The organism is Rahnella perminowiae, assembly GCF_019049755.1.
Classification (GTDB): domain Bacteria; phylum Pseudomonadota; class Gammaproteobacteria; order Enterobacterales; family Enterobacteriaceae; genus Rahnella; species Rahnella perminowiae.
The window spans coordinates 1-11884 of sequence record NZ_JAFMOS010000480.1 but is presented as its reverse complement, the minus strand read 5'-3'; the positions used below and the strand labels follow the sequence as shown (position 1 = coordinate 11884).

At 57.8% G+C, this 11884-nt stretch carries 11 protein-coding genes; all 11 read left to right on the top strand.

Going from position 1 to position 11884, the window contains the following annotated elements; genetic code table 11:
* The coding region (rutD, locus tag J1785_RS09195; RefSeq protein ID WP_217219269.1) for a pyrimidine utilization protein D at nucleotides 1-778 on the top strand (778 nt) is incomplete at its 5' end.
* The gene (locus J1785_RS09190; protein ID WP_217156897.1) at nucleotides 763-1353 is read left to right on the top strand and encodes a malonic semialdehyde reductase; all 591 of its coding nucleotides are present in this window, start codon (nucleotides 763-765) and stop codon (nucleotides 1351-1353) included. The genes rutD and J1785_RS09190, both read left to right, overlap by 16 nt.
* Before the next feature lie 29 nt (nucleotides 1354-1382).
* Nucleotides 1383-1970 carry an NADH-dependent FMN reductase RutF gene (gene rutF / locus J1785_RS09185; protein WP_235173151.1) on the top strand — a complete coding sequence of 196 codons (588 nt, stop codon included), beginning with the start codon at nucleotides 1383-1385 and terminating at the stop codon, nucleotides 1968-1970.
* A gap of 31 nt (nucleotides 1971-2001) precedes the next feature.
* A complete protein-coding gene (rutG, locus tag J1785_RS09180) occupies nucleotides 2002-3351 on the top strand; it encodes a pyrimidine utilization transport protein G (RefSeq protein ID WP_129951884.1) in 1350 nt (449 codons plus the stop codon).
* 272 nt (nucleotides 3352-3623) lie between these two features.
* On the top strand, nucleotides 3624-5264 hold the full coding sequence (locus J1785_RS09175) for a TIGR04028 family ABC transporter substrate-binding protein (RefSeq protein WP_217139275.1): 1641 nt from the start codon (nucleotides 3624-3626) through the stop codon (nucleotides 5262-5264).
* 17 nt (nucleotides 5265-5281) lie between these two features.
* Nucleotides 5282-6244: an ABC transporter permease gene (locus tag J1785_RS09170; RefSeq protein ID WP_129951886.1), complete on the top strand. Its 963-nt coding sequence runs from the start codon at nucleotides 5282-5284 to the stop codon at nucleotides 6242-6244.
* A complete protein-coding gene (locus tag J1785_RS09165; RefSeq protein ID WP_129951887.1) occupies nucleotides 6241-7104 on the top strand; it encodes an ABC transporter permease in 864 nt (287 codons plus the stop codon). The genes J1785_RS09170 and J1785_RS09165 overlap by 4 nt, the downstream gene beginning before the upstream one ends.
* Nucleotides 7101-8720, top strand: a complete 1620-nt coding sequence (locus J1785_RS09160; RefSeq protein ID WP_217219268.1) for a dipeptide ABC transporter ATP-binding protein — start codon at nucleotides 7101-7103, stop codon at nucleotides 8718-8720. The genes J1785_RS09165 and J1785_RS09160 overlap by 4 nt, the downstream gene beginning before the upstream one ends.
* Before the next feature lie 26 nt (nucleotides 8721-8746).
* Complete coding sequence (locus J1785_RS09155) at nucleotides 8747-9808, top strand: putative FMN-dependent luciferase-like monooxygenase (protein WP_217219267.1); 1062 nt, start codon at nucleotides 8747-8749, stop codon at nucleotides 9806-9808.
* Complete coding sequence (locus J1785_RS09150; RefSeq protein WP_129951890.1) at nucleotides 9805-10914, top strand: alkylhydroperoxidase domain protein; 1110 nt, start codon at nucleotides 9805-9807, stop codon at nucleotides 10912-10914. Before J1785_RS09155 ends, J1785_RS09150 begins: the two co-directional genes overlap by 4 nt.
* Nucleotides 10907-11767 (top strand): VOC family protein, encoded by an 861-nt coding sequence (locus tag J1785_RS09145; protein ID WP_217139277.1) that lies wholly within the window; start codon nucleotides 10907-10909, stop codon nucleotides 11765-11767. The genes J1785_RS09150 and J1785_RS09145 overlap by 8 nt, the downstream gene beginning before the upstream one ends.
* Nucleotides 11768-11884 lie beyond the last annotated feature (117 nt).

Here is an 11884-nt window from a genome sequence, read left to right as displayed (position 1 = left end):
GCTGGGGGGGACGGGAAGTTTCTGGCAACCGCAACTGACGATGCTGGCGGCGCATTTTCGCGTGGTGGTGTACGACCAGCACGGCACTGGCGTCAGTCAGGGCACAGTGCCCGCCGGGTACCGGATGGAAGACATGGCCGATGAACTGGCCGGCATGCTCAATGAGCTGGATATCAGCCGCTGTCATCTGGTCGGCCATGCGCTCGGCGGCATTATTGGCCTGCATCTTGCTCTGCGTTATCCGGCACTGCTGCAAAGTCTGGTGGTCATCAACGGCTGGACGAAACTCGACAGCCAGACGCGCCGCTGCTTTGAAGTGCGCCAGAATCTGCTGCTCAACAGCGGGGTCGATGCCTACGTGCAGGCGCAGCCGCTGTTTCTGTATCCGGGTGACTGGCTTTCAGCTAATGATGCCTTATTACAGAAAGAGCGCCGGCATCAGGTGGCGCATTTTCAGGGAATGGAAAACTTACTGCACCGTTTGCAGGCGCTGATGGAGTCTGATCTGACTGCCAGCCTCGGGCAGGTGATTACGCCGACGCTGGCGTTCAGTTGCAAGGATGACCTGCTGGTACCGTGGTCGCGTTCGGTCGATCTCGCATCCCGCCTGCCCCACGGCGAACATACGCAAATGCTGTACGGCGGCCATGCCATGAGCGTGACCGACCCGGAAACCTTTAACCCGATTTTACTGGACTGGCTGCGGCGGCATTCATCGTCATCTTCCGCCACCCCGTCCGGTCACCTGCCCACGGAGACATCATGGCCGAAGCATTAACCGCCAGCGCACTGGCAACTTTATTCACCGAAGCCCGCACACATAACGGCTGGCTGGATAAACCGGTCACCCGCGAACAACTTAAGACGGTTTACGAACTGGCGCGCATGGGACCGACATCGGCCAACTGCAGCCCGGTACGTATCGTGTTTATTCAGAGCCAGGCGGCGAAAGAACAACTCGCACCGGCGCTTTCAGGCGGCAATCTGAAAAAAACCATGACGGCGCCGGTCACCGCGATCATTGCCTGGGATGCGGAATTCTACGAACTGCTGCCGGAACTGTATCCCGCCGGTGATGCCCGTTCCTGGTTCACCTCCAGCCCGCAACTGGCACACGACACGGCATTTCGCAACAGCAGTTTGCAGGCCGCGTATCTGATCATGGCCTGCCGCTCACTCGGCCTGGATACCGGGCCGATGTCCGGTTTTGACAACACCATCGTCGATAAAACCTTTCTGGCGCAGGAAGGCTGGAAATCTAATTTCCTGATCAATATCGGTTACGGCGACAGCAGCAAAGTGTATCCGCGCGCGCCGCGCCTGGATTTCGACCGCGCCTGCCGCGTGCTGTAAGCATCACTGAAAAATCAGAGGACATCACCATGCCATCAACCCTGAACGCTACATTACCGGCAACCGGCCGCCCTTTCGCCCCGGTGCCTGCGGTGGAAAAACAAGCTGCCGCTGACCAATACGCTGCCGTTGAGAAACAAGAGTATCGCGATGCGATGGCGCGCCTCGGTTCGGCCGTCAACATCATCACCACCGACGGCCCCGGCGGACGCGCAGGTTTCACCGCCTCCGCCGTATGCAGTGTCACCGATTCGCCGCCGACATTGCTGGTATGCCTGAACCGTTCAGCCTCGGTGTATCCGGTCTTCAAAGAGAATCAGGTGCTGTGCGTTAACACGCTGGCCGATTGCCATGAGTCTCTGTCCAATTTATTCGGTGGAAAAACACCAACGGAGCAACGTTTCGAAGCCGCCCGGTGGATGCGTCTCGCTACCGGCTCACCGATCCTTACCGACGCGCTGGTGTCGTTTGACTGCAAGGTTACGCAGATCACCAGTGTCGGTACCCACGACATTTTGTTTTGTGAAGCCGTTGCGTTACGGCGCAATGACGACAGCCACGGACTGGTGTATTTCGACCGGCGCTATCACCCGCTGATGCGCCAGTTAGCCTGTTAACTCCATCCCCTCAACTTAGTAAGGGTCGTGCATGGCAAAGACTTCCTGGTTTCCACAATGGCGTAAAAGAGAAGGCAATCTGGATGGCGCGGTGATCGCGCCGGATGAACGGCTGCCGTTAGGAGCAACGGTCATCATGGGGCTGCAGCATACGGTCGCGATGTTTGGCGCCACCGTGTTAATGCCATTGCTGATGGGTTTTGATGCCAACATGGCGATTTTGATGTCAGGCATCGGTACCCTGCTGTTCTTCCTGCTGGTCGGCGGACGCGTACCGAGTTATCTCGGTTCCAGCGCCGCTTTTGTCGGGCTGGTGATCGCGGTGACCGGCTACAGCGGCCACGGAGCGAACCCGAATATCGGGGTGGCGCTGGGAGGGATTATTGCCTGTGGCGTGATTTACACGCTGATCGGTTTTGTGGTGATGGCGCTTGGTACACGCTGGATTGAGCGCCTGATGCCGCCGGTCGTTACGGGTGCGGTGGTGATGGCAATTGGTCTGAATCTGGCACCGATTGCCATTAACAGCGTGTCGGCATCCTCATTTGACAGCTGGATGGCGGTGATGACCGTGCTGTGTATCGGGTCGGTGGCAGTATTCACCCGCGGTCTGGTGCAGCGTCTGTTGCTGTTACTCGGACTGGTGGCGGCGTACCTGATTTACATGGTGATCACCAACGGCCTGGGGCTTGGCGCACCGGTTGATTTCAGCGCCGTGGCACAGGCACCGTGGTTTGGCATCCCGACCATTACCACGCCGGTGTTCAGTTCTCACGCCATGCTGATGATTGCGCCGGTGGCAGTGATTCTGGTGGCGGAAAACCTGGGCCATATTAAAGCGGTGGCGGGCATGACCGGCAAAAACCTCGACCCGTACATAGGCCGCGCGTTTGTCGGTGACGGTCTGGCGACCCTGCTTTCCGCCTCGGCGGGCGGTACCGGTGTTACTACGTACGCAGAAAACATCGGGGTAATGGCGGTCACCAAAATTTACTCCACACTGATTTTCGTTGCGGCGGCAATGGTTGCCATTGTGTTGGGCTTCTCGCCCAAATTTGGTGCACTGATCCACACCATTCCCGGCCCGGTGCTCGGTGGCGCGTCGATTGTGGTGTTCGGTCTGATTGCCGTGGCCGGTGCCCGCATCTGGGTACAAAACCAGGTGGATCTGGGACTTAACGGAAATTTGATCATGGTGGCGGTCACGCTGGTGCTGGGCGCAGGCAACTTTACCCTGAGCCTGGGCGGCTTCAGCATGGGTGGCATCGGCACGGCGACGTTTGGCGCCATTTTGCTCAATGCCTTCCTGAGCCGCAGCAAACAGGCAAAAATTCAGCCTGAAATAAAAACTGGCACAGAAGCTGCATTAAAAGATCACTGACGACCTCAGTTTCTCCTTAGCTCATCATTTTTGATGATCGCCAGCGGTTAGCCGGTCCACCCGTCCGGATTAGCCGCTGGTTTTTTTCTTTCTGCCTCCCGTACATTTCTTCTCATGCCATTTTCTCTCCTAATGCTGTTTCCAGCTAACGATTGCAAAATTCCTTCGTTCACCTGTCCTTTAAATTGGTTTGTTATGGGTTCAGCACTTTGGTTCTAAGAACGCCAAAGTCATCACCTGCAACCATGCCAGATAAGAAAAAGGGTTTAACGATGAATAACATTCGCCGGATTAACGCGGTTACCCGCGCACTGGCTTTAGGGGCACTTCTCACCAGCACATTTTCCGCCATTGCCGCTGACGGTACGCCCGTGCAGGGTGGCACGCTGATTTATCTTGAACAGCAGGCACACACCAATCTGTATCCGCCTGCGGGCGGCTTCTATCCGAACGGCGGTATTCTCAATCAGATCACCGACAAACTGACCTACCAGAATCCGAAGACACTGGAGATAGAACCCTGGATCGCCGAATCCTGGTCATTCAACGCCGATAAAACTGAATACACTTTTAAACTGCGACCGGGTGTGACCTTCTCCGACGGCACGCCACTGGATGCCAACGCGGTGGCCAAAAACTTTGATACTTACGGTCTGGGCAATAAAGAGCATCATTTGCCGGTCTCCGAAGTCATCAACAATTACGACCACAGCGAAGTGATTGATCCGCTGACGGTGAAGTTCTATTTCAAAAAATCGTCGCCGGGCTTCCTGCAGGGTACCGCCACGATTGGTTCCGGGCTGGTGTCACTGAGCACCCTGAACCGCAATTTTGACGCGCTGGGCGACGCCACACATATCATCGGCTCCGGCCCGTTCGTGGTCAGTAAAGAAACCCTGGGTCGCGAAGTCGATCTGACTGCCCGTAAGGATTACCACTGGGGGCCGAAAAACCTTAAACAGCAAGGGCGCGCTAATCTTGACGGCATTAAAGTGATCGTCACCGGTGAAGACAGTGTGCGTATCGGCGCACTGCTGGCCGGTCAGGCTGATTTCATCCGTCAGGTTCAGGCATATGACGAGAAGCAGGCCAAAGACCAGAATTTCCCGATTTATGCTGCGCCGACCAAAGGCGTCAATGACAGCATTTCGTTCCGCCCGGACAACGCGCTGGTGTCTGACCTGAAAGTGCGTCAGGCGCTGCTGCACGCCACCAACAGCAAACAGGTGGTCGATACGCTGTTCTCGCCAAACTATCCGCAAGCCACGTCTGTGATCGCCAAAACCGCCGCCGGTTATGTCGACCTGAGCAGCAAACTGACTTACGACCCGACGCTTGCCAAAAAGCTGCTGGATGAAGCGGGCTGGAAGCCAGGCCCGAACGGCATCCGTCAGAAAGACGGCAAAACGCTGTCGCTGACCATTTATGAATCACTGCCGCAACCGCAAAACAAAGAAGTATTACAGCTGGTTTCCCAGCAATGGAGCCAGGTTGGCGCGAAGCTGAATATTCTGGCGGGCGATGCGGGCAGCCGCGTGGCGGATAACCTTGATCCGGAGAAAACCCCGGCTAACGTGGTGGAAGTCGGACGCGCCGATCCGGACGTGATTAAAAGTTCCTTCTACCCGACCAACCGCGATGCATTGCTGCAAAAGGGCGGCCTGAGCAGCAAGGTGAAAAGCTTCCGCGACGACAAACTTAACGACCTGCTGACCGCAATTTCTGCCGAAGTGGATCCGAAAAAACGTCTGCAGCTGACCGGTGACGTGCAGAACTACCTCCTCGATCAGGCATACGTCATTCCGATTTTCGAAGAGCCGCAGGTGTATGCCGGGGCGCCATATTTCAAAGGCGTGAGTTTCGAAGCCGTCGGGCGTCCGAGCTTCTACGGTGCATGGCTGGAAAAGCATTAACAGACGGGGAGTAAATCATGAGCCGATACGTGAGCGGTCGATTCGGGCAAGCCTTACTGGTGTTATGGGCGGCGTTTACCGTCTCCTTCATCCTGTTACAGGTGCTGCCCGGCGATGCCATTCTGATTAAATTCCAGAACCCGGACATGGGATTAAGCCCGGCACAAATCGCCGATATGCGTGCCGCGTACGGTGCGGATGTGCCGGTCTGGCAGCAATATCTGCACACGCTGGGCAATTTCCTTCACGGCGATCTGGGCTATTCGATTCAGGCTGGCGTACCGGTGACTGAATTACTCAGCAGCAACTTTCCGCCGACACTGCGTCTGGCACTGATGGGCTTCGCACTGGCCGCCGTGGTGGCCTTTGCACTGGCGTTTCTCTCCAGCCTGCTGCATTTCGGCTGGCTGAAGAATGCTTTACAGGCGGTGCCTTCGCTGTTCATTTCCATTCCGACGTTCTGGCTGGGCATCGCGCTGATTCAGTTTTTCTCATTCCATTTACGCTGGATCCCAGTGATTAATCCGGGTGAATGGGTCGGGCTTATTTTGCCGGTTATCACCCTTGCAGTGCCGATTTCTGCGCCGCTGGCGCAGATCCTGATCCGCAGTATTGATCAGGTGCAAACCCAGCCGTTCGTCGCTGTCGCCCGCGCCAAAGGGGCCAGCCGCAGCGGCGTATTATGGCGTCATGTGGCGCGCAACGCCCTGCTTCCGACGCTGACCATTGCCGGTTTGCTGTTTGGCGAACTGATTGCCGGGGCGCTGATCACTGAAACCGTCTTCGGTCTTAACGGCCTCGGGCAACTCACGCAGCAGGCGGTGAATAATCAGGATGTCGCCGTGTTACAGGCCATTGTGGTCATTTCCGCTACCGCCTTTGTCGGCATCAATTTGCTGGTCGATTTACTGTATCCGCTGCTCGACCCGCGCCTTAAAGCCTCTGCTTCTAAAAACTCACGGGGAGGAGCCACTGCATGAGCAGCTTACCGCTTGGCAAAAGCACGCTTTCATTGCCGCTAACACAGCGTCGCCGCCGGATACCCGCACGCCTGCAACCGGGCTTAATCCTCGCCTGGCTGGTGATGGCGACCGTCATTTTGTGGGCGATTGCCCCCGGCTTATTTACGGATTACAGCGGCACTGAAGGGATTGCCGGTGCACAGCGTCTGGCCCCGCAGGCCGGACACTGGCTGGGTACGGATCAGCTCGGCCGCGATGTCTACGCCCGCATTGTGTATGGCGCGTCACATTCCCTTTCCGGCGCGCTGGTCGCTGTGGCGCTCGGGCTGGTATTTGGCACCGCACTGGGGCTGGCGGCCGGAGCCAGCGGCGGTCTGACCGACGCCATTATTATGCGCATCAACGATGTTTTATTGTCGATCCCCGGCCTGCTGTTGTCACTGAGCGTGATTATTTTGCTTGGTTTCGGCACGGTGCACGCGGCGATTGCCGTCGGTGTCACGTCCGTTGCCAACTTCGCCCGCCTCGCCCGCGCCGAAGTGGTACTGGTACGTCATAGCGATTACGTCGAAGCCGCGTACGGCAGCGGCGGCTCGTTCCTGTCGGTTTTGTGGCGGCATATTTTACCCAACTCGCTGACCTCGGTAATCGCTTTCTCAGCGTTGCAGTTCGGCAGCGCCATTCTGGCCATTTCTACCCTCAGTTTTCTCGGTTACGGCACACCCCCACCGACGCCGGAATGGGGCTTGCTGATCGCCGAAGGCCGCAATTACATCTCCACCGCCTGGTGGCTGACGACCTTCCCCGGCGTGGTCGTGGTTCTGGTGGTGCTTTCCGCCAACCGCATCAGCCAGTCATTACGCAGGAGAACGCGATGAACGCGCAGGCCACTTTTACGCATAACGCCCCACCGGTGCTCGAACTGGATAATCTCTCCATCGCCTACGACGGCAAACCGGTAGTGCATAACGTGTCGTTTTCGATTAATGCCGGTGAAGTGCTGGCGCTGGTTGGCGAATCCGGCTCCGGCAAAACCACCACTGCACAGGCGATCATCGGTCTGCTGGCAGAAAACGGCCATATTGAACAGGGTGAAATCCGTCTCAATGGCACGGACATCAGTCAGTGGTCACAGCGCCGCCTCGATGCTTTGCGCGGTGCCCGCATCAGCCTGATCCCGCAGGACCCGACCAGTTCGCTGGATCCGGTCAAAACTGTCGGTTCGCAGGTCGCGGAAATTCTGGATATCCATCAGCGACTGCCACGTCAGCAGCGCGACGCCCGCGTGGTGGAACTGCTGTCCCGCGTGGGTCTTTCACACCCTGAACAACGGGCGAAACAGTATCCGCACGAGCTGTCCGGCGGTATGAAACAGCGCGTATTAATCGCCATTGCCATTGCTCTGCAACCGGCACTGATCATCGCCGATGAACCGACCAGTGCGCTGGATGTCACGGTGCAAAAACGCATTCTGGACTTGATTGACGACCTGCGCCGCGAGTTTGGCACCGCCGTTTTACTGGTCACACACGACCTGGCGATTGCCGCCGAACGCGCTGACCGGTTACTGGTGTTCCGTCACGGCAAAGTCCAGGAGCAGGGCATCACCCGTGAAGTCCTTGATGCACCGAAAAGTGATTATACCCGTCAGCTTTTCGCCGACGCCCCGGCCCTGTCCGGCCACCATCGTACGCATCTGCGCACTGCGGAACAGCCGGTGCTGGTGGTTGAAAACATCACCCATGATTTCACGCTGGCCGGCAAAAATCAGCCCGCGTTCCGCGCGGTAGACCATGTGTCATTCAGCATTCCGCGCGGTACCACGCATTCACTGGTCGGTGAATCCGGCTCCGGCAAAACTACGCTGGCACGCATTCTGCTGGGTTTTCAGAAACCGGACAGCGGACGTGTGCTGATCGACGGCGAAGACATCACGCGGCTGAAAGGTGAAGCCTTGCGTCAGTTGCGCAAGAAAATCCAGCTGGTGTATCAGAACCCGTTTGCCTCGCTGGATCCTTCGCAAACCCTGTTCCGCGTGATCGAAGAACCGTTGCTGAATTTCGAAAAAATCCCGGCGGCGGTGCGCCGTGAACGGGTGCTGGATATTGCCCGACGCGTAGCGCTGCCGGAGACATTACTCAGCCGTAAACCCCGCGAATTGTCCGGCGGACAGCGCCAGCGTGTGGCGATTGCGCGGGCACTGATTTTAGAGCCGAAAGTCCTGATCCTGGATGAAGCGACGTCGGCGCTTGATGTCACCGTGCAGGCGCAAATTCTGACATTGCTTCAGCAGTTACAGGATTCACTCGGTCTGACCTATTTATTTATCTCACACGATCTGGCGACAGTCCGTCAGATCTCACACACCGTCTCGGTGTTAAACCGCGGGCAGCAGGTGGATTCCGGTCCTGTGGAAGATGTTTTCGCCCTGCCTTCCAGTGATTACACCCGCCAGCTTATTGATGCCATTCCCGGACGCCACCGCGCCGCATGAACAGCACACGAAACAAGAGGGACATTATGAGCAGTAAACGTCTTGGATTTTTCACCCGCCTTCTGGACAACACCAGCGCGCAGGAACGTTACCGGCTGGCGACAGAACAAATTATTCACGCCGAACAATTGGGTTTTGATTCTGCCTGGGTCGCGCAGCACCATTTTCATGAAGCCGAGGGCGGCCTGCCTGCACCGCTGGTTTTCCTCGCGCAAGTTGCGGCACATACCCGCTTTATCCGTCTGGGCACCGGTGTCATTACGCTGCCGATGGAAAATGCCCTGCGTGTGGCCGAAGACACCGCCGTGCTGGATTTGCTCTCCGGCGGGCGGCTTGAGGTCGGTTTAGGCTCCGGCGGCACACCGTCATCCTTCCCGCCCTTCGGGCTGGAAAGTCACGAGCGCGGTGCGGTATTTGGCAATAATCTGCAAACCCTGCTGACCGCCTGGCGCGGTGAACCGCTGGCGGGCACCGGTAACCGTCTGTACCCGGCTGCCCCACAACTGGCGCACCGCATCTGGCAGGCGACCTTCTCGGTTGACGGCGGCGCGCGTGCCGGTAAATCCGGTGACGGTCTGATGCTTTCGCGCACCCAGCCACGTCCGGCTGACGCGCCGGATTTACGCCTTGATGAACTGCAAAATCCGATCATTGATGCCTATCTGGATGCTCTGCCAGACGGCGTTGCGCCGCGCATCATGGGGTCACGTACCGCGTTTGTTACCGAAAACGGCGATGAGGCGCGGGAACTGGCGCAAAAAGGCTTACGCCGTCAGGCCGAAAATCATCGTGCCAGCGGGCAGAGTGTAAAAGGCGACACGCTGGATGATTACATCCGCGCCTTCGACGTGCATCTCGGCACAGCGGCCCAGGTAACCGCTTCCTTGCAGGCTGATACCGCACTGGCCCGCGTCACCGATCTGGCATTTCAGGTGCATTCCATCGATCCGCCGCATCCGTATATTTTACGTTCCATCGAACTGATTGCCCGTCACGTTGCGCCCGCGCTCGGCTGGGTTCGCCGCACGCCGCAGCGCAGTGTTTCCTCTCCATCCGCCGATTCCTCATTTTCAAGGGAAACCCTATGACCACTTATTCGACCGACCTGCTGGAAAAACTGGCTGAAATCGCTCCGGATTCCGCACTGAAACAGGCCCGCGAGACCCGCGACGCCGCCACCCGTCACACCCAGGGCAGTTACGATGCGCTGTTTACCGAACAGGATGGCGTGGATTTTTCGCTGGCAGAACGCCTGCGGCTGGCACAAAACGTCGCGCGCTGGCACGGCGATTCGCAACTGACCAATCACTATTCCGAGCGTTTGCAGGATTTACCGGACATCGACGAAACCGCCCGCCTCGATGCTGCACTCACGCACGGTGAACGCCTGAGCTTCAAACCCGCCAGCGCCACACCTGCCCATTTGCAGGCACTGAAAAAAGCGGGCTGGTCAGCAGATGCCATTGTCACGCTGTCGCAACTGATCGCCTTCGTCAGTTTCCAGAGCCGCGTGCTGCGCAGCTACCGGCTGATTGGCGGAAAACCGGTAGACAATGGCAGCAACAAACCGGTCGGCGCTGCGTTCTGGCGCACCGAACCGAATACCCACAGCGGCCGCGATGCACCGCAGGCATTTACCCAGGAAGAACTGGGTTGGGAACCGTGGATCCCGGCAAAGAAACTGGAAGAATTCGATGACGCCCAGCAGGCAATTTTGGCGAAATTTGGTCATACCGGTTCTGACTATTTCCGCCTGTTAGGCCGCAATTTACCGGTACTTGAACAGCGGACCCTGACGGACAAAGGCATTTTCTATACCTCCGGCGGGCTACCGCGAAAAGAGCGTGAACTGGCTGCCACGGTCGCCAGTAAAATCAACGGCTGTATTTATTGCGCGTCAGTGCATTCGCGCAAAGCCAGCCAGTTGTCGAAACAGACTGAAGATGTTCAGCGCCTGATCGACACCCCGCCGGGCGGCATTCTCAGCAAAGAACAATCCCCGCGCTGGCAGGCCGAAATTGATTTCGCCGCTGCGCTTTCCGCTACGCCACCGGTTGCCTCCGGGCAACATATTACGGCGCTGCGTGAACAGGGGTTAAGCGAACTGGAGATTGTCGATCTGGCCCAGTCCGCCGCCTTTTTCGCCTGGGCCAACCGTCTGATGTTAACGCTGGGAGAACCTTTCAATGACTGAAGCACAGCATTCACAGCCCCTGCGCCCGCAGCTTGATCACGCGGTGATTAATGTCAGCGAACAGCTGAATCAGGCGGCACAGCAGTTCCGCCGCCTGGGTTTTCATCTCACGCCGCGCGGCCATCATTCGCTGGGTTCCAGCAATCATCTGGCGGTTTTCAGCGAAAATTATCTTGAACTGCTCGGCTATGAGCCGGGCAACGCCCACACCCGTACGGATCTGTGGCAGGCTCCGTTAGGCCTGACCGGGCTGGTGTGGAAAACACAGAACTCCCCTGCAGTGTACGAACATCTGCAACAGCAACATATTGCGGGTTCTGCCCCAGCCGAATTCTTCCGCCCCGTCGCCCTCAACGACGGCACCTCGCCGAATGCACGCTTTCGCACCGTACCGCTGGCTGCCAGCCGCGTGCCGAATGGCCGCAGTTTCTTTTGTCACCATCTGACTCCGGAACTGGTCTGGCGTAATGAATGGCAAAACCATCCGAACGGTGTCGCGGATATTACCGGTTTCGTGATTTCCGCAGACAGTCCGCAGGATGCCGCTCAGGTGTATGGTGAGTTATTTGGTGCGGCTGCGCTGGACATCAAACCGCAGGAAGTGGTGTTGCGCGCGGGCCGCGCCACGATCCGGTTTATCACACCCGCACAAGCCACAGCGGAATTCGGCGTTGTGCCGGAAGGCGAGAACGGCAGCGCCCGCATGATCGGGCTGGAATTTGCCACACGCTCGCTGGATGCGGTACGCAACAGTTTGCGGGTGGGGGAAATTGCCTTTGACGATAATACGTCTCAGGTAAACGTGCGCGCAGCGGATGCCTTAGGGGTAGCGCTTAAATTCAGCGAGGAATGATCTGCTTTTCTCCTCCCCCGGCGAAGGGGGAGGCCGGGAGGGAGTATGAAGTATTAACGCCAATGCCTGTCCGGTAACTTGACCCGCTGATTTGTCTTTAATACCCCACCCCGACCC

Bases quoted from the DNA above. Each gene is read 5' to 3' on its own strand.
- J1785_RS09170 (WP_129951886.1), top strand. From the start codon at position 5,282: ATGAGCCGATACGTGAGCGGTCGATTCGGGCAAGCCTTACTGGTGTTA.
- J1785_RS09165 (WP_129951887.1), top strand. From the start codon at position 6,241: ATGAGCAGCTTACCGCTTGGCAAAAGCACGCTTTCATTGCCGCTAACA.
- J1785_RS09145 (WP_217139277.1), top strand. From the start codon at position 10,907: ATGACTGAAGCACAGCATTCACAGCCCCTGCGCCCGCAGCTTGATCAC.
- J1785_RS09155 (WP_217219267.1), top strand. From the start codon at position 8,747: ATGAGCAGTAAACGTCTTGGATTTTTCACCCGCCTTCTGGACAACACC.
- J1785_RS09190 (WP_217156897.1), top strand. From the start codon at position 763: ATGGCCGAAGCATTAACCGCCAGCGCACTGGCAACTTTATTCACCGAA.
- rutF (WP_235173151.1), top strand. From the start codon at position 1,383: ATGCCATCAACCCTGAACGCTACATTACCGGCAACCGGCCGCCCTTTC.
- J1785_RS09160 (WP_217219268.1), top strand. From the start codon at position 7,101: ATGAACGCGCAGGCCACTTTTACGCATAACGCCCCACCGGTGCTCGAA.
- J1785_RS09175 (WP_217139275.1), top strand. From the start codon at position 3,624: ATGAATAACATTCGCCGGATTAACGCGGTTACCCGCGCACTGGCTTTA.
- rutG (WP_129951884.1), top strand. From the start codon at position 2,002: ATGGCAAAGACTTCCTGGTTTCCACAATGGCGTAAAAGAGAAGGCAAT.
- J1785_RS09150 (WP_129951890.1), top strand. From the start codon at position 9,805: ATGACCACTTATTCGACCGACCTGCTGGAAAAACTGGCTGAAATCGCT.